General features: G+C 58.8%; 19 protein-coding genes. 9 read left to right on the top strand and 10 right to left on the bottom strand.

The features are described from left to right. Positions 1 to 41 precede the first annotated feature (41 nt). The gene (locus tag CFBP5473_RS03205) at positions 42 to 1,991 is read left to right on the top strand and encodes a 5'-nucleotidase C-terminal domain-containing protein (protein ID WP_027675568.1); all 1,950 of its coding nucleotides are present in this window, start codon (positions 42 to 44) and stop codon (positions 1,989 to 1,991) included. A 204-nt stretch (positions 1,992 to 2,195) separates the two neighbouring features. Here the strand turns inward: CFBP5473_RS03205 and CFBP5473_RS03200 are convergent, their stop codons facing one another. Next, a complete protein-coding gene (locus tag CFBP5473_RS03200) occupies positions 2,196 to 3,212 on the bottom strand; it encodes a bile acid:sodium symporter family protein (protein WP_027675567.1) in 1,017 nt (338 codons plus the stop codon). 105 nt (positions 3,213 to 3,317) lie between these two features. On the opposite strand from CFBP5473_RS03200, the gene CFBP5473_RS03195 reads away from it, so the two are divergent. Beyond that, a complete protein-coding gene (locus CFBP5473_RS03195) occupies positions 3,318 to 4,178 on the top strand; it encodes a LysR substrate-binding domain-containing protein (protein ID WP_027675566.1) in 861 nt (286 codons plus the stop codon). Between the two features lie 19 nt (positions 4,179 to 4,197). Here CFBP5473_RS03195 and CFBP5473_RS25225 read toward each other — a convergent pair whose 3' ends face one another. Both CFBP5473_RS25225 and CFBP5473_RS03185 read right to left on the bottom strand, forming a co-directional pair. Then, a complete protein-coding gene (locus CFBP5473_RS25225) occupies positions 4,198 to 4,350 on the bottom strand; it encodes a hypothetical protein (protein WP_210163860.1) in 153 nt (50 codons plus the stop codon). Between the two features lie 152 nt (positions 4,351 to 4,502). Then, positions 4,503 to 5,558, bottom strand: coding sequence for a threonine aldolase family protein (locus CFBP5473_RS03185; RefSeq protein ID WP_027675565.1), 1,056 nt, complete (start codon positions 5,556 to 5,558; stop codon positions 4,503 to 4,505). A gap of 34 nt (positions 5,559 to 5,592) precedes the next feature. Between CFBP5473_RS03185 and CFBP5473_RS03180 the strand changes: the two genes are divergently transcribed. The 5 genes from CFBP5473_RS03180 to CFBP5473_RS03160 all read left to right on the top strand — a co-directional run bounded on the left by CFBP5473_RS03180 (position 5,593) and on the right by CFBP5473_RS03160 (position 12,865). Further along, a complete protein-coding gene (locus tag CFBP5473_RS03180; protein ID WP_136954310.1) occupies positions 5,593 to 5,820 on the top strand; it encodes a hypothetical protein in 228 nt (75 codons plus the stop codon). A gap of 101 nt (positions 5,821 to 5,921) precedes the next feature. Further along, positions 5,922 to 10,664, top strand: a complete 4,743-nt coding sequence (gene gltB, locus CFBP5473_RS03175; protein WP_027675563.1) for a glutamate synthase large subunit — start codon at positions 5,922 to 5,924, stop codon at positions 10,662 to 10,664. A 58-nt stretch (positions 10,665 to 10,722) separates the two neighbouring features. Next, complete coding sequence (locus tag CFBP5473_RS03170) at positions 10,723 to 10,986, top strand: antitoxin (protein ID WP_027675562.1); 264 nt, start codon at positions 10,723 to 10,725, stop codon at positions 10,984 to 10,986. Continuing rightward, on the top strand, positions 10,986 to 11,387 hold the full coding sequence (locus CFBP5473_RS03165; protein ID WP_027675561.1) for a type II toxin-antitoxin system VapC family toxin: 402 nt from the start codon (positions 10,986 to 10,988) through the stop codon (positions 11,385 to 11,387). Before CFBP5473_RS03170 ends, CFBP5473_RS03165 begins: the two co-directional genes overlap by 1 nt. A 20-nt stretch (positions 11,388 to 11,407) precedes the next feature. Further along, complete coding sequence (locus CFBP5473_RS03160) at positions 11,408 to 12,865, top strand: glutamate synthase subunit beta (protein ID WP_027675560.1); 1,458 nt, start codon at positions 11,408 to 11,410, stop codon at positions 12,863 to 12,865. A gap of 76 nt (positions 12,866 to 12,941) precedes the next feature. Here the strand turns inward: CFBP5473_RS03160 and CFBP5473_RS03155 are convergent, their stop codons facing one another. From CFBP5473_RS03155 to CFBP5473_RS03145, 3 genes are all read right to left on the bottom strand, one after another. Continuing rightward, positions 12,942 to 13,127, bottom strand: a complete 186-nt coding sequence (locus CFBP5473_RS03155) for a hypothetical protein (RefSeq protein WP_027675559.1) — start codon at positions 13,125 to 13,127, stop codon at positions 12,942 to 12,944. A 175-nt stretch (positions 13,128 to 13,302) separates the two neighbouring features. Then, a complete protein-coding gene (locus CFBP5473_RS03150) occupies positions 13,303 to 14,535 on the bottom strand; it encodes an SGNH/GDSL hydrolase family protein (RefSeq protein ID WP_027675558.1) in 1,233 nt (410 codons plus the stop codon). Positions 14,536 to 14,615: 80 nt separating this feature from the next. Then, positions 14,616 to 15,851 (bottom strand): lytic murein transglycosylase, encoded by a 1,236-nt coding sequence (locus CFBP5473_RS03145; protein ID WP_027675557.1) that lies wholly within the window; start codon positions 15,849 to 15,851, stop codon positions 14,616 to 14,618. Between the two features lie 200 nt (positions 15,852 to 16,051). Here CFBP5473_RS03145 and galU point away from each other — a divergent pair, with 200 nt between their 5' ends. Beyond that, positions 16,052 to 16,939: a UTP--glucose-1-phosphate uridylyltransferase GalU gene (galU, locus tag CFBP5473_RS03140; protein ID WP_027675556.1), complete on the top strand. Its 888-nt coding sequence runs from the start codon at positions 16,052 to 16,054 to the stop codon at positions 16,937 to 16,939. 61 nt (positions 16,940 to 17,000) lie between these two features. On the opposite strand, the gene CFBP5473_RS03135 is transcribed toward galU, so the two are convergent. Continuing rightward, entirely contained in the window at positions 17,001 to 18,527 is a 1,527-nt protein-coding gene (locus CFBP5473_RS03135) for an outer membrane beta-barrel protein (protein ID WP_027675555.1), read from the bottom strand. 154 nt (positions 18,528 to 18,681) lie between these two features. Here CFBP5473_RS03135 and CFBP5473_RS03130 point away from each other — a divergent pair, with 154 nt between their 5' ends. Further along, positions 18,682 to 19,677, top strand: coding sequence for a KpsF/GutQ family sugar-phosphate isomerase (locus tag CFBP5473_RS03130; protein WP_027675554.1), 996 nt, complete (start codon positions 18,682 to 18,684; stop codon positions 19,675 to 19,677). A gap of 157 nt (positions 19,678 to 19,834) precedes the next feature. Here the strand turns inward: CFBP5473_RS03130 and CFBP5473_RS03125 are convergent, their stop codons facing one another. The 3 genes from CFBP5473_RS03125 to CFBP5473_RS03115 form a co-directional block, all read right to left on the bottom strand. Beyond that, positions 19,835 to 20,620, bottom strand: a complete 786-nt coding sequence (locus CFBP5473_RS03125) for a carbon-nitrogen hydrolase family protein (protein ID WP_027675553.1) — start codon at positions 20,618 to 20,620, stop codon at positions 19,835 to 19,837. Between the two features lie 147 nt (positions 20,621 to 20,767). Continuing rightward, positions 20,768 to 21,232, bottom strand: coding sequence for an NfeD family protein (locus tag CFBP5473_RS03120; RefSeq protein ID WP_027675552.1), 465 nt, complete (start codon positions 21,230 to 21,232; stop codon positions 20,768 to 20,770). Positions 21,233 to 21,234: 2 nt separating this feature from the next. Then, positions 21,235 to 22,308, bottom strand: coding sequence for an SPFH domain-containing protein (locus tag CFBP5473_RS03115; protein WP_027675551.1), 1,074 nt, complete (start codon positions 22,306 to 22,308; stop codon positions 21,235 to 21,237). Positions 22,309 to 22,314 lie beyond the last annotated feature (6 nt).

The following is a 22,314-nucleotide window of genomic DNA, read 5'->3' as shown; positions in this document are numbered from 1 at the left end:
CCTGAAGGCTATTCGACAGGTAAAACAGGAGAGAAAGATCGATGAACAGGATTTTGAGATTTGGCTTGATGACAGCTTCCGTCATCACGCTTTCGGCTGGCGCGGCTATGGCCGATTATCAACTCAACATTCTCCACATCAACGACCTGCATTCACGCATCGAAGCCATCAACAAATATGATTCCACCTGCTCTGCGGCTGAAGCCGACAAGAAGGAATGCTTCGGCGGCATCGCCCGCGTGAAGAGCGCCATCGACGCGCGCCGCAGCGAGCTTGGCGCCAACGCCAATATTCTGGTTCTCGACGCGGGCGACCAGTTTCAGGGCTCGCTGTTCTACACCCAGTATAAAAGCGGCCCGGTTGCCGAATTCATGAACGGCATCGGCTTCGACGCGATGGCCATCGGCAACCATGAATTCGACGATGGCCCGGCCGAGCTTCTGAAGCTCATCAATGCCGTGAAGTTCCAGATCATTTCCGGCAACACCAAGGTTGCCGACGGCTCGGAGCTGAAGGACAAGTTCAAGGGCTATGTCATCAAGGAAATGGGCGGCCAAAAGGTTGCCGTCGTTTCTGTTCTGGCAACCGACACAAACGAAACTTCCTCCCCCGGCGACAAGGTCTCCTTCGAGGACGAGGTCACGTATCTGAAGGGTGCCGTCAAGGAAATCCAGGATCAGGGCGTCAACAAGATCGTTCTGCTTTCGCATGTGGGCTATGTGAAGGATCAGGAAATCGCCAAGGCTGTCGATGGTATCGACGTGATCGTCGGTGGCCACAGCCACACGCTGCTTTCCAGCACCGATCCGAAGGCCGCTGGTCCCTACCCGACGCTGGTGAAGAACCCGTCTGGCGTCGATGTTCCAATCGTCACAGCCTACGCCTATTCCAAATATCTCGGCGACCTGACGGTGACCTTCGATGACAATGGCGTGGTCAAGTCCTCCAGTGGCGCGCCAAAACTGCTCGACGCGTCGGTCACGCCGGATGAAGGCTTCACCAAGCGCGTGGCGGAACTTGCCGCACCGCTGGAAGAGCTGAAGGCAAAGGAAATCGGCACCAGCGAAGCAACCATCGACGGCTCGCGCGAAGTCTGCCGCGTCAAGGAGTGCACCATGGGCAACCTGGTGTCTGACGCGCTGCTGGACCGTGTGAAGGATCAGGGCATTACCATCGCCATCCAGAATGGCGGCGGTCTTCGCGCTTCCATCGACGCCGGTCCGGTGACCATGGGTGAAGTTCTGACGGTTCTGCCGTTCCAGAACTCCGTTGCCACCTTCCAGATCAAGGGTACCGATCTCGTTGCCGCACTTGAAAACGGCGCAAGCCAGATCGAGGAAGGCGCTGGCCGCTTCGTCCAGACCGCTGGCCTGAAATACAGCTTCGACCGTTCCAAGCCAGCAGGCAGCCGCATCGTCTCCGTCGAGGTCAAGGAAGGCGACAACTTCGTCAAGCTCGACCCTGAAAAGACCTATGGCGTTGTAACCAACAACTACACCCGCACCGGCGGCGACGGCTTCAAGACCTTCGCCACCAAGGCAATCAACCCTTACGACTTCGGACCGAGCCTGGAAGACGCGGTTGCCGCCTATATCGGCGCGCACAGCCCTTACAAGCCCTACACCGATGGCCGCGTGACCGACGTAACGCCTGCCGATTACGTGGCACCAGCCAAGCAGCCAGCAGCCCCTGCCGCTCCAGCGGCCCCGGCAACCACAGCGCAGGCCCCCGCCGCAACGCCAGCACCCGCCGCCCCTGCCCCGGCAGCACAGGCACCCGCAGCGCAGGCACCAGCCACCTCCACGCCATCCGCACCAGCCGCCGCCGCTGCCGCCGCGAAATACGTGGTGACCAAGGGCGACTCGCTTTGGAAAATTGCCGAAGAGAAGTACGGCAACGGCGCAGAGTGGAAAAAGATCGCCGAAGCCAACGCACTGAAGCGCCCGAACCACATCGAGGTGGGCGAAGAGCTGACCGTTCCCGCCAATTGATTGAGCCGGAATGACGTAAATAAAGCCGGTTCGCCCTCGCGGACCGGCTTTAATTATGTCTCAAGTTAGGGATTGCCTGCTCTGCTCCGTCGTCCCGGCTCTGACATTGCGACGAGGATGAAGGCATCTAAAATTTACCAAGGATGTAGGCAGACGAGTTCGGGATCGTTGAAGATATCGACGTCTTTTAAAGGACCGTTTTCTCTACTGCGCCTTTACCGCAGCACCCTCCAACTCCACAGCCTTCGCCGCTTCAAGTTGTTTCGCCTTGCTGGCATATTTCTGCGCGATCACGGCGCATGCCATCAACTGTATCTGGTGGAACAGCATGATCGGCAAAACGATGGCGCCAATGCTTTGTCCGGCGAAGATGGCACCGGCCATGGGAACGCCGCTCGCAAGGCTCTTTTTCGAGCCGCAGAAGGTGATGGTGATCTCATCGGCCTTGTTGAAGCCCAGCAGGCGGCTGCCGAACATGGTGAAGCACAGGACCAATGTCAGCAGCAGGATGTTGATGCCGATGACGACGCCGATATCGCGGACCGTGAACTGCTGCCAGATGCCTTCGATGACCGCTTCCGAAAAGGCGAGATAGACGACCATCAGGATCGAGCCGCGGTCGACCGGAGCCAGCAGCTTTTTGCGGGCGCGGATCCACTCTCCGATCCACGGCTGCAAGGCCTGGCCGACGATGAAGGGCAGGAGCAGTTGCAGGAAAATCTGTCCGAAGGCATCCAGCGAGAAGCCGCCACCATGACCGCCGACGGTAAAGAGCAGGCCGACGAGCAGCGGCGTGAGGAACATGCCGGAAATGTTCGAGGCAGAGGCCGAGCATATGGCAGCAGGTACATTGCCGCCCGCCATGGAGGTGAAAGCGATGGATGACTGCACCGTGGACGGCAGGACGCAGAGGAACAGCATGCCCATGTAGAGTGGCTGCGGCAGAATGCTCTCGGGAATATAGCCAAGACCGACGCCGATCAGCGGGAAGAGGCCGAAGGTGACGAGAAGAATGATGAGATGCAGCCGCCAGTGCAGGAAGCCCGCAATCACCACGTCTCGCGCCAGCCTTGCCCCATGCAGGAAGAACAGAAGCGCGATGGCGCATTTCGTTGCGATGGAGAAGTAATGCGCAGGCTCACCACTGATGGGCAGCAGCGAGGCGAGGATGACGGTTGCGACCAGCATCATGGTGAAACGGTCTGGCAGGAAGCGGCTCATAACAGCGTCTTTCGAAGTTCCGGTTTTCCGATTGAAGTTTTCAGCAGTATCACTCATCATGAAAAGGGATGCAAAGACTAACAGTTATCACGTTTTAGGATAAGCATGCTGAACCTGCAGCACCTTGCCAGTTTCGTAACGCTGGAACAAACAATGAGTTTCACACTGGCTGCCGAGCGGCTGGGCATCGGCCAGTCGACCGTCAGCCAGCATATCCAGCGTCTGGAAGCCTCTCTTGGCCAGCGGCTGATTGCGCGTGACACGCACCGCGTGCGGCTGACGCCGGAGGGTGAGGCCTTGCTGGGTTATGCCCGCCGCATGCTCGATATCAACAACAAGGTCGCCACGCTGTTCGGCGAAAGCAAGCTACGCGGTCGCCTGCGGCTCGGTGTATCAGAAGATTTTGTCGCCAGCCGCCTTACCGTTATTCTCGAGGAGTTCACGCGGGCCTATCCGCTGGTCGATCTGGAGCTGACGGTCTCGCTGAGCGGCGTGCTCTATCAGATGCAGGATAATGGCGAGCTGGATGTGGTGCTGGCCAAACGCAGGCTGGGCGATCAGCTCGGCCACTTTCTTTATCGTGAACCGTTGATCTGGCTGGCGAAAGATCCGGATTCGGTGCTGGCCCGCAAGGAGGCCCTGCCACTCATCGCCTTTCCGCCACCCAGCATCACCCGCAAAGCGGCACAGGAAGCGTTGGATCGAGCCGGTGTTGCCTGGCGCATTACCTGCACCTGCGGCAGCCTCAGCGGCCTCACCGCCGCCGCCCGCGCAGGCATGGGCGTCCTCGTCCAGCCCCGCAGCATGGCCCCGTCCGGTTTGCGGGAGCTCCCGAACGGCGCGCTGCCGTCCCTGGAAGACGTGGAGTTCGTGCTTCAGCCGAGGAAGGGTGCGGATGCGGAACTGGTGCGGGCGCTCTCGGCGCTGGTAACGGCAAAGGGGATGGTGCCGGGGAGTTGTATGTGAGGCTGCTTGTGATTTTTACTTAATGCGAAACGCGGTCTGTTTGCGGCACTAAAAAGTCATCGTGACGCACACAAAGTTCTTCCAGCAGTACTTTCTGTCTGCGATCAGAAGCCTCAATTTCTTTCTCCGACATCGTCTCGGAAAATACGTCATCAGCAGGGATGGACGTCATACTTCTTTCCTTTGTTCTGATCACTTTTTGTCACTCCATTCTAGCCGCGGCCGTCATCCTCGGGCTTGACCCGAGGATCTAACGAATCCCTACGTCAACGTGGTTAGATCCTCGGGTCAAGCCCGAGGATGACGTCGAGAGGATGGGTAGCCTCAAGCCCCACCACAAATCCGCAAAAACTCATCCACATCGCTTTCCAGTGTGGCGAAACTCGTCACCAGACGAATAAGCGTTTCGTTCTCGCCGACGGATTCCGACATATCGTGCGGCACGGGCCAGTCGTAGAAGGCCGCACCCGCTTCTTTTGCGGCTTTGGCCTTGTCCTTGTTCAAAACGACGAAAAGCTCGTTGGATTGCGTCGGCCAGGCGAGGCGGGCGCTGTTGGAGGCGGAGAGGCCTTCGCGCAGGCGGGTGGCCATGGCGTTGGCGTGGGCGGCGAGTTCCAGCCAGAGATCGTCATGGAAATAGGCGTCGAACTGCGCCGCCATGAAGCGGGTCTTGGAGAAAAGCTGGGCGGAACGCTTGCGGATGAAGGGCAGGTCTTCTGCCGTTTTCGGGTCCATGTAAACGATGGCTTCCGCGCACCAGCAACCGTTCTTCGTCGCGCCGAAGGAGAGGATGTCCACGCCGCGTTTCCATGTCATTTCGGCAGGAGTCGTATCGAGCGCCATCAGCGCGTTGCCGAAGCGTGCGCCGTCCATGTGGAGTGGCACGCCTGCATTCTTGGCAATCGTGGAAATCGCTTCGATTTCATCCAGGCTGTAAACCGTGCCCTGTTCGGTGGCCTGTGTCAGCGTCACCAGCATCGGCTGGCCCTGATGGATGGAGCCGGGCGGGAAGCGGTTGATGGCGGTTTGCAGGTTTTTCGGCAGCATCTTGCCGTTGGGACCAGCCACCGGCATAAGGCGCGAGGCGTTGGAGAAATAGACCGGCGCGCCGCATTCGTCTTCAATGACGTGGGCTTCCGTGTGGCAGAATGCGATGCCGCCGGGGCGGGCAACGCTGGCCAGCGCCAACGAGTTGGCCGCCGTGCCGGTGCCGACGAAGAAGACGGCGACTTCGCGCTCGAAGATTTCGTTGAAGCGCTTCTCGATGGCCTTGTCCAGCTCGCTCGTTCCATAGGCCGCGGCAAAACGGGTCGACTCCTTCATCAGTCGTTCGTTGATGGCGGGGTGGGCGCCAGCCCAGTTGTCAGAAGCAAAAAACATCGTTCACGCTTTCAAGTGATTGGAAGGACAGACGTTGGAGCCAACGGCCAAACGAATGTCTTTTTATGGGCTTATCGGCATGAAGGCAAATCCGGTAACGAAAGCGATTATTTCGTTGAACAAAGACAAGAAAATTACCGTGACGGCGGTTTTGGAGAAATTTCACGTCATGAAGCGTGGTTATATTTTGAAGCACGCCCTTGCGGAGGGGAGCGCTTTCTGTCATTCTGCGATCAGAATTAAGACAGCAATGCTGTCCTAAATTGAAAAAGCGGAGAATGATCCGGCCTCTTAAAAGAGGATTCGGTCGGGCTCCGCCTCTCTGCGTGAAGTCATGCAACATGTTTGCAGGAGGGACAAAAAATGACCATCAGGCTGGAAGACGACAACGCCGAAGCACATCTCACCAACGACTGTCCGGGCGAAGCCCGTGCGGAGACCGCTTCCGCGCGCGCGTCGATTGGTGGTCTTCCTGCCAAACAGGGTCTGTATGATCCACGCAACGAGCATGATGCCTGCGGCGTCGGCTTCGTGGCGCATATGAAGGGTCAGAAGTCTCACCAGATCGTCAAGGACGGCCTGTTCATCCTCGAAAACCTCACGCATCGCGGCGCTGTCGGCGCCGACCCGCTGATGGGCGATGGCGCGGGCATTCTCGTGCAGATCCCCGACCGTTTCTTCCGCGAGGAAATGGCAAAGCAGGGCGTGACGCTGCCGAAGGCTGGCGAATATGCCGTCGGTCACATTTTCTTCCCGCGTGATGCAGAGCGCATCGAGCATTACAAGAAGGTCATTGCCGACGTTATTGCCGAAGAAGGCCAGCAGTTTCTGGGCTTCCGCGATGTGCCGGTCGACAATTCTTCGCTGTCCAAGGCCGAGGATATTGCCGCGACGGAGCCGCACCATGTGCAGGTCTTCATCGGCGCAGGGCGCGATGCCGCGACCAATGCCGATTTCGAGCGTCAGCTTTTCCTGATCCGCAAGGTTCTGTCCAACCGCATCTATGATGCTGGCGGCGGCAAGGAAGCGCAGGATTTCTATCCGGTTTCGCTGTCTTCCTCGACCATCGTCTATAAGGGCATGTTCCTCGCTTATCAGGTTGGTGCCTATTATAAGGACCTGGCCGACCCGCGTTTCGAAAGCGCGGTCGCGCTTGTTCACCAGCGTTTCTCCACCAACACCTTCCCATCCTGGAAGCTGGCGCACCCATACCGCATGGTGGCGCATAACGGGGAAATCAACACGCTGCGCGGCAACGTCAACTGGATGGCGGCGCGTCAGGCATCCGTTGCTTCTCCGCTGTTTGGCGATGATATTTCCAAGCTCTGGCCCATCTCTTACGAAGGACAGTCGGACACGGCCTGCTTTGACAACGCGCTGGAATTCCTCGTGCGTGGCGGCTACTCCATGGCGCATGCCGTGATGATGCTGATCCCCGAGGCATGGGCTGGCAACCAGTCCATGTCGCAGGAGCGCAAGGCGTTTTACGAATATCACGCTGCTCTTATGGAGCCATGGGACGGCCCGGCTGCCGTTGCCTTTACCGATGGCAAGCAGATCGGCGCAACGCTGGACCGTAACGGCCTGCGTCCGGCCCGTTATCTCGTGACCGATGACGACCGCATCATCATGGCATCCGAAGCCGGTACGCTACCGGTGCCGGAAGAGCGCATCGTCAAGAAGTGGCGTCTCCAGCCCGGCAAGATGCTGCTGATCGACATGGAAAAGGGCGCGATCATCTCGGATGAAGACGTCAAGCACGAGCTTGCCGCCAAGCACCCTTACCGCACTTGGCTGGACCGCACCCAGCTGATCCTCGAAGACCTGAAGCCGGTGGAGCCGCGCGCGCTGCGTCGCGACGTGTCCCTGCTCGACCGTCAGCAGGCTTTTGGTTACACCAGCGAAGACACCAAGCTTCTGATGTCACCCATGGCGACGACCGGTCAGGAAGCTATCGGTTCCATGGGCACCGACACGCCGATTTCGGCCATGTCGGAAAAGTCGAAGCTGCTCTATACCTATTTCAAGCAGAACTTCGCGCAGGTCACCAACCCGCCGATCGACCCGATCCGTGAAGAGCTGGTGATGAGCCTCGTTTCCTTCATCGGTCCTCGCCCGAACATTCTGGACCATGAAGGTGCAGCCCGCGCCAAGCGTCTGGAAGTGCGCCAGCCTATCCTGACCAATGGTGACTTGGAAAAAATCCGCTCCATCGGCCACACGGAAGACCGTTTCGATACCAAGACGCTGGACTTCACCTATGATGTGGAGCGCGGTGCCGAAGGCATGCCGGAGATGCTGGACCGCCTGTGCGAGCGTGCGGAATCGGCTGTTCGCGGTGGTTACAACATCATCGTGCTGTCGGACCGTCAGCTGGGACCAGATCGCATCGCGATCCCCGCGCTTCTGGCCACCGCTGCCGTCCACCATCACCTGATCCGCAAGGGTCTGCGCACCTCGGTCGGCCTCGTTGTCGAAACCGGTGAGCCGCGTGAAGTGCACCATTTCTGCCTGCTGGCCGGTTATGGTGCAGAAGCGATCAACCCCTATCTGGCCTTCGATACGCTGCTCGACATGCACAAGCACGGCGCGTTTCCGAAGGAAGTGTCTGACGATGAAGTGGTTTACCGCTACATCAAGGCTGTCGGTAAGGGCATTCTCAAGGTCATGTCCAAGATGGGCATTTCCACCTACCAGTCCTATTGCGGCGCGCAGATTTTCGACGCCATCGGTCTGGCTTCGGACTTTGTCGAGCAATATTTCTTCGGCACCGCCACGCAGATCGAAGGCGTGGGCCTGACGGAAATTGCGGAAGAAACCGTATCGCGTCACAGCTCGGCCTTCGGCAAGGACCCGATCCTCGCCAACACGCTGGATATCGGCGGCGAATATGCCTATCGCATGCGCGGCGAAAGCCATGCCTGGAGCCCGGATGCGGTTGCGACCCTTCAGCACGCCGTTCGCGGTAACAGCCAGGATCGCTACCGCGAATTCGCGGAGATGGTGAACGACACCAACCTGCGCATGAACACCATTCGCGGCCTGTTCAAGGTGAAGACTGCCGAAGCATTGGGCCGCAAGCCGATCTCGGTCGATGAGGTCGAGCCTGCCGTCGAGATCGTCAAGCGTTTCTCCACCGGCGCCATGTCCTTCGGCTCCATCAGCCGTGAAGCACATACGACGCTGGCGATTGCCATGAACAAGATCGGCGGTAAGTCGAACACGGGTGAAGGCGGCGAAGAATCCGACCGTTATCTGCCACTGTTGAACGGCCAGCCAAACCCCGAGCGTTCCGCCATCAAGCAGATCGCCTCCGGTCGCTTCGGTGTGACGACGGAATATCTCGTGAATGCGGATATGCTGCAGATCAAGGTCGCGCAGGGCGCAAAGCCCGGCGAAGGCGGCCAGCTGCCCGGTCACAAGGTTGATGCGACGGTTGCCAAGACCCGCCACTCCACACCTGGTGTCGGCCTCATCTCGCCGCCGCCGCACCACGATATCTACTCCATCGAAGATCTGGCGCAGCTGATCTACGACCTGAAGAACGTCAACCCGGAAGCCGATGTTTCCGTGAAGCTCGTCTCCGAAGTCGGCGTCGGCACGGTTGCCGCCGGTGTCGCCAAGGCGCGCGCTGACCATATCACCGTTTCCGGTTTCGATGGCGGCACGGGTGCGTCTCCGCTCACCTCGCTGAAGCACGCCGGTTCCCCATGGGAAATCGGCCTTGCCGAGACGCAGCAAACGCTGGTGCTGAATGGCCTTCGTTCGCGCATCGCGCTTCAGGTGGATGGCGGTCTGAAGACCGGTCGCGATGTGATCATCGGCGCTCTTTTGGGTGCAGATGAATTCGGCTTTGCGACGGCTCCGCTGATTGCCGCTGGCTGCATCATGATGCGCAAGTGCCATCTTAACACCTGCCCTGTGGGCGTTGCGACGCAGGACCCGGTTCTGCGCAAGCGCTTCAAGGGCACGCCGGAACACGTCATCAACTACTTCTTCTTCGTGGCCGAAGAAGTGCGCGAAATCCTCGCCTCGCTTGGCGTGTCCAAGCTGGATGAGATCATCGGCGCTTCCGAACTGCTCGAGAAGGATGAGATGCTGGCGCACTGGAAGGCCAAGGGTCTCGATTTCAGCCGCATCTTCCACAAGGTCGAGGCCCCCAAGGCAGCTTCCTACTGGACCGAAAAGCAGAAGCACCCGATCGATGACATTCTCGACCGCAAGCTGATCGAGAAGTCCATGCCATCGCTGGAAAACCGCGAACCTGTGGTTTTCGAAGTGCCGATCAAGAACGTAGACCGCTCTGCCGGTGCGATGCTTTCGGGCGCGCTTGCCAAGCGTTGGGGTCACAAGGGCCTGAAGGACGACACCATCCACGTGCTGCTGCGCGGCACGGCGGGTCAGTCCTTCGGCGCGTTCCTCGCCCGCGGCATCACCTTCGATCTGGTGGGCGATGGTAACGACTATGTCGGCAAGGGTCTTTCAGGTGGCCGCATCATCGTGCGCCCGCCGGAAAATGCCCGCATCGTCGCGGAAAATTCGATCATCGTCGGCAACACCGTGCTCTACGGTGCCATCACCGGCGAGTGCTATTTCCGTGGTGTGGCGGGTGAGCGTTTCGCCGTTCGTAACTCCGGTGCAATCGCCGTTGTCGAAGGCGTGGGCGACCATGGCTGCGAATATATGACAGGGGGTATCGTCGTCGTTCTCGGTGAAACGGGCCGCAACTTCGCAGCCGGTATGTCCGGTGGCGTGGCTTATGTTCTGGATGAGAAGGGCGATTTCGCCAAGCGCTGCAACATGGCCATGGTCGAGCTGGAGCCGGTGCCGGAAGAAGACGACATGCTGGAAAAGCTGCACCACCACGGCGGCGACCTCATGCACAAGGGACGTGTTGACGTTTCCGAAGACATGACGCGCCATGACGAGGAACGCCTCTACCAGATGATCTCCAACCACTTCCACTACACCAACTCCAACCGCGCCAAGGACATCCTCGACCGCTGGAGCGAGTACCGCCCGAAATTCCGCAAGGTCATGCCGGTGGAATACCGCCGCGCGCTTGAGGAGATGGAGCGCCTGAAGATGGGTGTGGCTGCGGAGTAGTTGGGATTTATTCTACACTGTGATATGACGTGGCATATCACAGTGTATGGAGGTGGTTATGGCAGCAGTCATCGAAAAAGAGGTCAGCGTTTTCAACAATGGGCGCAGTCGGGCTGTGCGCATACCGTCCGATTTCCAGCTCGAGGGTGACAGCGTTCTCATGTCTCAGGATGAAGATGGCGTGATCCATATTCGCCCTAAGAAGCCGAAGAAGTCGCTGCTTGAGGTGCTGGATTGGTTGGCACAACAGGAACCTTTTGAAGAGCGGATGCCGGAGATCGAGGACTATCCCCCTGAGCCAGTGGACTTGGGCAAGCGTTGATGCGGTATCTTCTCGATACGAACGCCATCTCCCACGTCATAGATTTCCCGAGGGGATCTGTGGCTCAGAGAATAAGGACAGAAGCAGTTACAGGAACATTGGTCACGAGTGTCATCGTGGTTGCCGAGTTGCGATATGGCTACACGAAGATTTCGTCTCGGCGGTTGAGAGACGCGTACGAAACGTTTTTTGAAAGCCTGCCCATCGAAAACTGGGAGGCACCGTTTGATCACGTTTATGCGGACATTCGGGATCAGTTGACGAAGAAGGGCCGGTCGATTGGCGCGATGGACATGCTGATTGCAGCCCACGCCTTGGCAACCGATGCGGTGGTGGTCACCGCAAATATAAAGCACTTTTCAGAAGTGCCGGGATTGAAAGTTGAAAATTGGCTTCGATAGGCCGCGGAAGGGACTGAGACATGGGCAAGGTTACAGGTTTTCTGGAGATCGATCGTCAGGTTGGCAAGTATCAGCCGGCGTCGGATCGTATTCGCCATTTCCGGGAATTCACCATTCCCATGTCGGACCCGGAAGTGCAGAAACAGGCGGCGCGTTGCATGGACTGTGGCATTCCCTATTGCCATGGACCGACCGGCTGCCCGGTGCATAACCAGATCCCCGACTGGAACGATCTGGTCTATAATAACAACTGGGAAGAGGCGATCTGCAACCTCCATTCCACCAACAATTTCCCTGAGTTCACGGGTCGTGTCTGTCCCGCGCCTTGTGAGGAAGCCTGCACGCTGAACCTCGAAGACACCCCGGTTGCGATCAAGACCGTCGAGCAGGCGATTGCCGACAAGGCGTACGAACTTGGCTTCATCGTGCCGAAGCCTGCCACGGTTCATACCGGCAAGAAGGTGGCCATCATCGGTTCCGGCCCTTCGGGTCTCGCCGCTGCACAGCAGCTTGGCCGCGCCGGTCACGAGGTTCATGTCTATGAGCGCGAGTCCAAAGCCGGTGGCCTGCTGCGCTATGGCATTCCGGACTTCAAGATGGAGAAGAACTTCATCGACCGCCGTGTCGAGCAGATCAAGGGCGAAGGCGTTACCTTCCATTACGGCGTCAATGTAGGCGTCGATCTTCCCGTCGAAAAGCTGATGGCCGAGCATGATGCCGTTCTCTATTGCGGCGGTTCGGAAACCCCACGCCCGGCTGGCATTGGTGGCACGGAATTCCATGGCGTTCACGATGCCATGCCTTACCTCGTGCAGCAGAACCGCCGCGTCGGTCGCGAAAACATCGACAGCGTCGGCTGGCCTGCCGATCCGATCCTTGCCGGTGGCAAGCATGTCGTCGTCGTCGGTGGTGGTGATACGGCATCGGACTGCGTCGGCACGGCGTTCCGTCAGGGCGCGGTCAAGGTCACCCAGCTCGACATCCGCCCCATGCCGCCGGAAAAGGAAGACAAGCTCGCCGTCTGGCCTTACTGGGCCACCAAGATGCGTACTTCGTCTTCGCAGGCAGAAGGTGCGGTGCGGGAGTTCCAGGTCGCGACGTTGGAATTCGTCGGTGATGAAGATGGCGTGCTGACGGGTGTGAAGTGCTGCCAGGTGGATGAGCGCCGCAAGCCGATTGCCGGTACCGAATTCATTATCAAAGCCGATCTCGCCTTCATCGCCATCGGCTTCTCCGGCCCTTTCACCGATAGCGTTCTGAAGGAACTGGACGGCAAGCTGACCCTCAACACCGACCGCCGCGGCTCCACCAACGTCGTTGCCAACGACAAGGACTACAAGACGTCCGTCGACAAGCTCTGGACCGCCGGTGACGTTCGCCGAGGCCAGTCGCTGGTGGTATGGGCCATCCGCGAAGGCCGTCAGGCAGCACGCGCGATTGATGAAGCGCTGATGGGCAGCTCGGTTCTGCCGCGCTGATAGCGAAATATTTTAGAAGCCTAAAACAAAACGACCCCCGTGCTTTCGCGCGGGGGTCGTTTGCATATAAGGGGAATCAGTGCTTGCCCTTGTGGCTCTGCTGACCGGCCATTTTGTGCTGGTCGGACGAGCCGCCCTGCTTGCCGCTCTTGCTGTCGGAAGACGAGCTGGAAGAAGCGCTTTTGGTTTTGCTGTCGCTGTTCTTGTGCGACTGCTGGCCTGCTTTGACGTGCTGCTCGTGTGAGCCACCTTGATTAGCCATGATGTTTACTCCTCATATCATCACAAGACTTGTTGCTTGCAGGTCCTTAACCATGAGGATTTTGATTGCGTTCCCGTATTAATATTTCGTGATCACGAAACTATACTATGATACCGCAATAAAGTTACGTTATTTCGAAAAGCAACTATGCCGTTTTGTTTTTGGCGCGCACACGTTATTTCGAAGCGGTCTCGTTTTGTGCGGGCACGCGATAATCATCCACCCGACCCAGCGGAGCGTCTTCCATCAGGCCGCGCTTGGTCAGTCTCTCGCGCGGGGTTTCGACCACCGAGAATTTGGCCGCTGGTCTGTCTCCCAATAGCTTGTCACCGCCGTCGAGGTCCGGGTCGGTGAGGCTGATGGGTTGGGTACGCACCTGCTGGGCATCGATGCCAAGGGCGGGAAGCGATGTGAGGGAGGGAAGGTTGCTGCCGTCCAGCTTCATCAGGTCCGGGCCTGCGCCGTCGAGATGGCGGCGGACGAATTTTTCCACGTAGAAGGCAAGCTTCTGCTTGCCCGCCTGCGTCAGGCCGATGCCATCCGCCTCGCGCAGGCGCGCCTGCTGGCCGTTGACGTCATAACCCGTGGTGACGAATTTTCCGCCCTCATCTACGAAACCATCCCATACATCGACGAATTCGCCACCCAGCTTTTCGATGTGGTTGCGATACAGCCGGTTGAAGCCGACGAAATCAGCCGTCAGAGAAGGAGACTGGAAGGCGGGCAGCCCCACCCACAGCACCGGCACCTGCTGGCGCTTGGCAAGGTTGATCAGTGCATCGATGCGCCGCTCATATTCCTTGAACCAGATGTCGGTGCCGTATTTCTCCTTGGTACCGTTGAACTCCATCTGCTGGCGGTCATTGGAGCCCATCATGATGACGATGGTGGCAGGCTTCGTTTCGGAAATGAATTGCGGGAGATTGGCGAACCAGTCGTAATAATCCGTCCGAACGAGACCGGATGAGCCGTTGGAGCGGACATCGACGACAATGGCCGGTGAGCTTTCGAAGGTGGAAACCAGCGCCTCGCCCATCGCGCCTGCCAGAAAATCGCCGACGACGAGAACGCGGCGGGCATTTTCGAGCTTTTCCACCGGCGCGGGCTTGGCGGTGCGCATCTGCACGACGGAAGGTGTGTTGCGCGGAGCCGGAGGTCGCGTCACGGCGCGGTTCTGGCGCGGTGGCGGTGGGCGGCGGGTGCGCTGCTCCCGGCGATCCGGCGCGTAAAGGCGGTCATTATACTGGTTCGGGCCACCAAACAGCATTTCCATCAGGGTGCGGCGTTCGCGCATTTCCTGCGCATGTGCCTGCTCCCCCAAAGCGGGCAGGCAAAGCACAATCGCCAGAAGCGCGACATTGCCGCGCTTCATGGTGTTTCGAAATGGGCGTGCGTCTTTGATGGTCATGGCGTGAACCTCCCGAGGCGGCCCCATTTACTCTATGCTAATATTGGTCGAGCGTCAGGCTTTTTATCGGCTGCGCATCATCAGTTGCGCAGCGCCCGCAGCAGCCTTTGTGATGGCTCGCCATCATTTTCCATGCCCATGCGTCTCTGGATCGCGCTGATCGCGGCCTTGGAACCGGAGCCGAAATTGCCGTCGATCTCGCCATCATAATAGCCGAGTTCCTTCATGCGCGTCTGGAGCTCGAACTTTTCCTTGATGTCCAGCGTGCCATCCGGGCGCGGCCAGCTCTGCTGCATGCCGCCGTAACCGGCAATCTCATCCGCCAGCAGGCCCACTGCCAGCGCGTAACTGTCCGACGCATTATATTTCTTGATGGTGAAGAAGTTCTTCGTCATCAGGAAGCCCGGCCCGTTGGAGCCGCCCTGCAATTTCAGCGTCGCACGGTCGGAACCGCGCGGGAAGCCCTTGCCATTGGGGCGGAGGAAGCCGAGCTTCTGCCATTCGGCCAGGGATTTCGTCTGATTGGCATAGCGCGAGCCGCCCTGCGGAACCGCGGCCTCGTAACCCCATGTTCTGCCGGGCTCCCAGCCATTCTTGGCCAGAAGGTTTGCGGCTGTGGCCAGCGCATCCGGTACCGAGTGCCAGATATCGCGCTTGCCATTGCCATCGGCATCGACCGCGTAGAGCAGATAGCTGGTGGGAATGAATTGCGTATGACCCATTGCCCCCGCCCAGGAGCCGGTAAGCTGCTTCGGTGTCACGTCGCCAGCCTGCAGAATCTTCAGCGCGGCGATCAGCTGCGTGCGCCCGAATTTGGCGCGCTTAGGATCGGAATAGGCGAGCGTGGCCAGCGCCTGCGGAATGTTGTGCAGACGCTCCGGCTTTTCCAGCACCGCGCCATAGTTCGATTCCATCGACCAGATGGCCAGAATGATGTGCTTGTCGACCTTGAAGTTGCGCTCGATCCAGTTCAGCGTCGTCGCATGCTTGATCTTCATCTCGCGACCGATGCGCACCGTATAAGGGTTCACGCGGCTGTCGAGATAATCCCAGATCTGTGTGGTGAATTCAGGCTGATAGGTTGCCTTGCGTAGGGCGTCCGGGTCGGGCTCGGTCACGCCTGCGAATGCCTTCTGGTAGGTCGCCTTGGATATGCCCTCCTTGGCGGCGGTGGCATAGAACTGGTTGATCCACTGTCTGAAACCCGCATCTGCATTTGCCGTAACGGGGGTCAAGGCAATGGTGAGGCCAGCGATTGCCACGCAGCCAAATTTACGGAACTTGGAGCAGATGGGGGAAAGGATCATCTGTTTCATCGTCAGTCTTTCGTTTCTCTCGAATGTCATTTCGATTGCGAGATACGCATCGGGCTTCACGATGGGATACCAAATCAAGGTCAACAAATTCTTTACCATTAACGAAGGGTAACGTCACTCTTTACAAAAACTTGCCATTATTGAGATAACAAAGTCGTGCGCGGAAATTTAAACCCAGTTGAGTCTCTCAGGAGGGATGTGTGGTAGAACAAAAGAAAATTCGGAAGGCAGTATTTCCCGTAGCTGGCCTTGGAACCCGTTTCTTGCCGGCAACGAAAGCTGTTCCGAAGGAAATGCTGACCGTGGTGGACAAGCCGGTCATCCAGTATGTGGTGGATGAGGCGGCTGAAGCGGGCATCGAGCATTTCGTGTTCGTAACCGGTCGCGGCAAGGCCGTGATCGAAGACTATTTCGATATTCAGTTCGAACTTGAGCAGATGCTGCGCGAGCGCAACAAGAATGCAGAGCTGACGCTACTTGCAGACTTGCTGCCGAAGGCTGGTACCGCAAGCTTTACCCGCCAGCAGGTGCCGCTCGGTCTCGGCCATGCCGTGTGGTGCGCGCGCGATATCGTTGGCGATGAGCCCTTTGCGGTTCTTCTGCCGGACATGATCATGCATTCGCAGAAAAGCTGCCTCAAGGGCATGGTCGATCTTTACGATCAGACCGGCGGCAACGTCATTGCCGTGCAGGAATGCGATCCGGATCAGGCCCACAAATACGGCATCGTCGGCAAGGGCGCTTCCGTCGGTGAAGGCTTCAAGATCACCGAGATGGTGGAAAAGCCTGCCAAGGGCACGGCGCCTTCCAACTTCTACATCAACGGTCGTTACATTCTTCAGCCGGAAATCTTCGGCATTCTGGAGAACCAGGAACGCGGTGCGGGCAACGAAATCCAGTTGACGGACGGCATGCTGACGCTTGCCAAGTCTCAGGAATTTGCCGGTTACCACTTCAAGGGCGAAACCTTCGACTGCGGCGCAAAGGACGGCTTCATTCTGGCCAATCTCGCTTTCGCTTTGGAACGCGGCGACATCCGCCCGTCCATCGAAGAGCCGCTGAAGGCCATGGTCAGCAAGCTTAAGTAAGAGGTGCTTTTGCGCCCCCTTACAGCGTGACGTCAAATCCCGGCTTCGTGCCGGGATTTTTTTATCGCCGTAGCGTCAGCCCCGCGCCGATCCGCCATTGGCTGTTGTCGCTGACGGGCGTGATTTCATAGTTAAGGTCGGTGGTGAAATCGAGGTAGCGGTTGATGTTCCACGTCAGCCCTGCGCCCAGAACATATTCCGTTTCGTCCCGGATGCTTGATGTGAGATAGCTGCGCCGCTCCAGCCCCGCGGTCAGTCGCGCCACGAGATCGCTGCGCAATTGCTGGGTCAGGCCGGTGGTGAACTGCCGTGAAACCCAGCCGCCGCGCGGGCCACCGGCAAAATCCTCGATGGTGGTGCGAAGGTTGAAGTTGATGTCCGTTCCCCGGCGCGGAGACCAGATCAGGTTTCCATCCGTGGTGAGGGCGTTGATTGCTGCCAGGCGGCTGTCGTCATACTCTCGGCGCAGATAGCCCGCCGCCACTTCGCCTCGCCACTTTTCGCCGAGGTCGATCTGCGTGCCAACCTTTGCGCCGTAGCTCTGCGAGGAGCGCGCATAGCCGGTATCGTCCCGCTTCTGATCATAATCGCTCAACGAGGCGGTGACTTCCAGAAAAGGCACGAGAGCAGGCGAAAGCTCATAACCGATCCGTCCGCGCAAACCAGCGCCAAAGCGGTCGCGGTCGGCAAGACTGATCGACTGGCCGTTGACGCCCTTTGCATCGGTGTAGATCGTTCGCGATAGATCCAGCGCGGCAAGTGCTTTCAAAATGCCGATATTGCGTTCCACCGATGCCCCGGCAGTGAAAACATGTTCGCCACCCTGCACGGTGGCGCCGGAGATTGCGTTTGGATCGTTGGTATCTTCGCGGCTGAATTCGTAACCGGCTGTCAGGTTCGCCTGCGTGGCATCTCCCAGATCGAGCCGCAGATCGGCCTGTATATTGGCGCTTGGCTGCTCACCCGCATCGCCGCCGCCCAGATTGCGCTGGTAGTTGCCTTCACCGGTCACTGTCAGCGCGTGGCGAGACCAATCGCTGGTCAGGGTGCCGCGAATACCCGTCGTCAGGTAATTGCGGCTGGTGGAGTAGGTTGGGAACTTCTTGTTTTCATGGTTCAGCGTCTGGCTGATCGAGGGGCGAAGCGTCAGCGTGCCAATGCGAATGCCGGGGACGGTTCCGTCGTCGATCGTGAGGTTCTCACCGCCGTCTATCGTGGTTGCGAAGGTGTTTTCGCGCGTATCGACGGGCTCCACCGCTTCATCTGGGGGCTCGGAGACGGCATCGCCGGGATTGGTGGTGGCACGAATGCTGCCGGTCGTTTCGGTGTCCGGGCGTGGTTGAGGCACGACATTCAGCACCGGCGGCTGATCGTCCTGCGTTACCGAAAGATCGAACTGATCTGGAAAGGGATCGGCGCTTTGCAGCGTCGTGGTGCCGTTGCTGGATGTGGCATTGGCCTGATTGGCATTCTGCTGCGTCTGGGCCTGTGCCCACGCGCCGGCGGGGCAAAGACATGTGCAAGCCAGCAGCGTAATGGCTGCTTTCCGCAACGTCGACAGACGTATCGCGGTGCTATGACAAATCATGCGTTTTTACCCAGGCCGATTCATTTCGTTACCCAAAGGTAAAATCACGTGGTTAATAACTGGTTGATCTCTGCGACAACTGTTGCGCGTATAACTGCAACAGCGGTTGATTTCGGTAATGGACAGGCAATCGTGAAAGGAGTAACAGTCCGGCATGATCACGAGAGCTGCAGCCCTTATTGAAAACAACGCCATCGAATCCGCTCTGAGAACTGTCTCTATCGAGCGGAACGGACTGGCTGCCCTTGAAAAAGCCCTGGCCAACGGTCTTGGCGATCCTTTCGCGAAGGCTGTCGATATTATCGGCAATGCCAGCGGAAGGCTCATCATTACCGGTGTCGGCAAAAGCGGCCATATCGGCGCCAAGTTGGCGGCCACCTTTGCATCCACCGGCACGCCCGCCTTCTTCGTTCATGCGGCGGAAGCCAATCATGGTGATCTTGGCATGATCGGCGGTAATGATGTGGTGCTGGCCATCTCCAAGGGCGGAGAGAGCGTCGAGCTGCGCAGCATCATCAATTATACGCGCCGTTTCGCCATTCCGCTGATCGCGCTAACCTGCAACAGAGCGGGATCGCTTGCCAAGGCGTCCGACACCGTTCTTCTCATCCCCGATGAGCAGGAAGCCTGCCCGCACGGACTTGCACCCACGACATCCACCATGATGCAGCTTGCGTTGGGCGATGCTCTTGCGATTGCGCTTCTGGAAGCCCGCAAGTTCACCGCCGGTGATTTCCGCGTGTTCCATCCGGGTGGAAAACTCGGCGCGAGCCTCACCCTCGTCGGCGACATCATGCATACGGGCGACAGGGTTCCGCTGGTGTCTCAGGGCACGCCGATGCCGGAAGCGGTCGGCATTCTCGCCCGCAAGCATTTTGGCTGCGTCGCCGTGCTGGATGCGGATGGTCGCCTCTGCGGCATCGTCACCGAAGGCGATATGGCGCGTCATCTCACGCGCAATCTCTCCGAACTCAGCGTGGACGACATCATGACCCGCACGCCGAAGACGGTGACGAAAGAGGTGCTGGCAACCGCTGCCCTTGCAACGCTTGAGAAGCACCACATCGGCGCGCTGATCGTCATCGATGGCGACAATCGTCCCATCGGCCTCGTGCACTTCCACGATCTGTTGCGTATCGGCGTGGCATAAGCGAATTCGATATTAAAGCGTGTCACAGTGAATAGGATTCACCGCGACACGCTTTAGAATCTTATTTTCTCATGTACGTTATCGTTTAATTGAGGACAATTAAACGCGACATGCTTTAGGTCAGGTAAGGCTCCGTTCAAGCGGAGCCTTTTTCTTTTCACGAACCGTGAGACAGCACAGGAATGCGCGTGCGGATATCCTGCACCATGTCCAGATCGATATCATGCACCAGCATGCCTACACTCCCCGGCAGCTGCGCGCGCACCATGCCAACAGGATCGACCACGGCGCTGCGACCGATGCCGAGAGGGGCCGTTCCCTGCGGCGGGCGCCATGCCTGTCCGCACGCTACCAGCCAGCTCTGCGCATCCATGGCGCGGGCGCGCAGCAGTAGATCCCACTGCTCTGCCTTCGCAGGCCCATCGCCCCAGGAGGCGCTGACCGCGATGACTTCCGCACCCTGACGACCAAGGGCGGCAAACTGATCGGCAAAGCGAAGATCGAAGCAGGTGGCAAAGCCGATCCGCACACCGGCGATTTCGGTCGTCACGTAGTCCTTGCCCGGAGCAACCGTGTCGGATTCCTTTGCGCCGAAAGCATCGAAGAGATGCACCTTGCGATAGGCGGTCTCGCCCTCCGGGCCGGTGATCAGCAGCGTATTGTAAACGCGCCCGTCACCCGCCGGCTCGAACATGCCGACACTGACTGTGATGCCGCACTCCTTCGCCTTGGCACGAATGGCATTGGCAAAGGGCCCATCCAGAGGTTGAGCCTGCTCACGCACATCGCCACCGAACCAGAAACTCGCCGCTTCCGGCAATATCGCCAAAGCCGCCCCGGCCTCGGCTGCCTTCTCGATTGCAGAGAGGACGGCTTCCAGATTTTCGGCCATATCCGGCCCACTGCTGATTTGAGCCGCGGCGATGCGGATGCGTCGTGACATGTTTTTTCCCTGTGCCCGGAGCGCTTCGAGCAAAACTGCGCAGTGGCTCCGTAAGCTGGCAATGCGTTAGGACGAAGATTTAGAATGGTGAGGCGCTTTCAAGAAAGCACCTTCACCACCCTTGTCTTCTTCTTAACCCAGCCGATATCAACCGTCGAATCTTTCCACGGTCAGCGTTCGGCCATGGGCAGAGGCGATGCGAACGCGGGTTCCGGCGGGTTGGTCGGAGCCTTGAACGGGCCACCAAGTATCGTCGAGACGGATGCGGCCACGGCCTTCGGTGATGGGTTCCTGAAGGGTCGCGGTTCTGCCGATCAGGCTTGCTTCGCGCTGGTTCAGGAAAGGCTCGTCGGTATTGGCGCGGCGCTTGTCATAGAAGCGGCGACCGGCAATGGCGAAGGTGACGGAGAGGACGGCAAAGAGCAGCAATTGCACCTGCCAGCCCCAGAACGCCGTGCCCCAAAGGGCAAGCGACAGGGCGCCGACAACGAGGGCGGCAGCGCCGATCCAGATCAGGAATACGCCGGGCGCTGCCAGTTCCGCCACCAAAAGAATGGCGGCGAATATCCACCAGCTCCACGGACCGAGATCGGCGACGAGCTTATGGATCATCTTCAGCTATCCCTTGAAGTGCCGAAAGGATTGCCGGGAATGCTGACATTGATGGTCTGACCGCTCGGCGTGCTGCCTGTGCGGCTGGATGTCGGCACGGAGGAGCGGCCCGTCCTGTTGTGTGGCTGTTCGTCTGGCACCGGGCCGTCGCTGTCCTTGCCGAAGACTTCCTTGGCAATTGCGCCTATACCGCCGAGCGAACCGATCAGCGAGGAAGCCTCGATCGGCATCAGCACGATCTTCGAGTTCTTAGCGGTGCCGATATCGGCCAATGCTTCGGTGTATTTCTGCGCAATGAAGTAGTTGATGGCGTGGATATCGCCCGCGGCAATCGCTTCCGACACCACGCGCGTGGCGTTGGCTTCGGCTTCGGCCAGACGTTCGCGTGCCTCGGCATCGCGGAAGGCGGCTTCGCGCTGGCCTTCAGCCTGAAGAATGGCGGATTGCTTGGCACCTTCCGCCCGCAGAATCTGCGCATTACGCGAGCCTTCCGCTTCCAGAACCTGCGCGCGCTTCTCGCGCTCCGCCTTCATCTGGCGGGCCATGGAATCCACCAGATCCTTCGGCGGCGCGATATCCTTGATTTCGATGCGGGTGACCTTGATGCCCCATGGGCCAACGGCCTCATCCACCACGCGCAGCAGGCGGTCGTTGATCGCATCGCGGTTGGAGAGAAGCTCGTCCAGATCCATCGAACCCATGACGGAACGAATATTCGTCATGGTCAGGTTCTGGATGGCGAATTCCAGATTGGCGATCTGATACGCGGCCTGCGCGGCGTTCAGCACCTGAAAGAAGGCCACCGCATCCGCAGACACGCTGGCATTATCCTTGGTGATGACTTCCTGGGTCGGAATGTCGAGCACCTGCTCCATCACATTCATTCGCGCGCCGATGCGCTCGATATAGGGCGTGATGATGTTGAGGCCCGGCTCCATGGTGCGGGTGTAACGCCCGAAGCGCTCCACCGTGTAACGGTAGCCCTGCGGCACGGTCTTGATACCGGCAAAGAGGGTTAGAATGACAAGGACGACGGCAACAATGACGACAATATCGAAACCGCTCAGATCAGGCATTCAAAA

This window comes from Agrobacterium larrymoorei, assembly GCF_005145045.1.
GTDB lineage: Bacteria > Pseudomonadota > Alphaproteobacteria > Rhizobiales > Rhizobiaceae > Agrobacterium > Agrobacterium larrymoorei.
This window is presented reverse-complemented; position numbering and strand designations above follow the sequence as displayed.

Excerpts from the sequence above, each read along its gene's own strand:
- gltB (WP_027675563.1), top strand. The coding sequence starts at position 5,922 with ATGACCATCAGGCTGGAAGACGACAACGCCGAAGCACATCTCACCAAC.
- CFBP5473_RS03130 (WP_027675554.1), top strand. The coding sequence starts at position 18,682 with ATGATCACGAGAGCTGCAGCCCTTATTGAAAACAACGCCATCGAATCC.
- CFBP5473_RS03135 (WP_027675555.1), bottom strand. The coding sequence starts at position 18,527 with ATGATTTGTCATAGCACCGCGATACGTCTGTCGACGTTGCGGAAAGCA.
- CFBP5473_RS03160 (WP_027675560.1), top strand. The coding sequence starts at position 11,408 with ATGGGCAAGGTTACAGGTTTTCTGGAGATCGATCGTCAGGTTGGCAAG.
- CFBP5473_RS03150 (WP_027675558.1), bottom strand. The coding sequence starts at position 14,535 with ATGACCATCAAAGACGCACGCCCATTTCGAAACACCATGAAGCGCGGC.
- CFBP5473_RS03205 (WP_027675568.1), top strand. The coding sequence starts at position 42 with ATGAACAGGATTTTGAGATTTGGCTTGATGACAGCTTCCGTCATCACG.
- CFBP5473_RS03120 (WP_027675552.1), bottom strand. The coding sequence starts at position 21,232 with ATGATCCATAAGCTCGTCGCCGATCTCGGTCCGTGGAGCTGGTGGATA.
- CFBP5473_RS03200 (WP_027675567.1), bottom strand. The coding sequence starts at position 3,212 with ATGAGCCGCTTCCTGCCAGACCGTTTCACCATGATGCTGGTCGCAACC.
- CFBP5473_RS25225 (WP_210163860.1), bottom strand. The coding sequence starts at position 4,350 with ATGACGTCCATCCCTGCTGATGACGTATTTTCCGAGACGATGTCGGAG.
- CFBP5473_RS03125 (WP_027675553.1), bottom strand. The coding sequence starts at position 20,620 with ATGTCACGACGCATCCGCATCGCCGCGGCTCAAATCAGCAGTGGGCCG.
- CFBP5473_RS03145 (WP_027675557.1), bottom strand. The coding sequence starts at position 15,851 with ATGAAACAGATGATCCTTTCCCCCATCTGCTCCAAGTTCCGTAAATTT.
- CFBP5473_RS03115 (WP_027675551.1), bottom strand. The coding sequence starts at position 22,308 with ATGCCTGATCTGAGCGGTTTCGATATTGTCGTCATTGTTGCCGTCGTC.
- CFBP5473_RS03195 (WP_027675566.1), top strand. The coding sequence starts at position 3,318 with ATGCTGAACCTGCAGCACCTTGCCAGTTTCGTAACGCTGGAACAAACA.
- CFBP5473_RS03155 (WP_027675559.1), bottom strand. The coding sequence starts at position 13,127 with ATGGCTAATCAAGGTGGCTCACACGAGCAGCACGTCAAAGCAGGCCAG.
- CFBP5473_RS03170 (WP_027675562.1), top strand. The coding sequence starts at position 10,723 with ATGGCAGCAGTCATCGAAAAAGAGGTCAGCGTTTTCAACAATGGGCGC.
- CFBP5473_RS03165 (WP_027675561.1), top strand. The coding sequence starts at position 10,986 with ATGCGGTATCTTCTCGATACGAACGCCATCTCCCACGTCATAGATTTC.
- CFBP5473_RS03185 (WP_027675565.1), bottom strand. The coding sequence starts at position 5,558 with ATGTTTTTTGCTTCTGACAACTGGGCTGGCGCCCACCCCGCCATCAAC.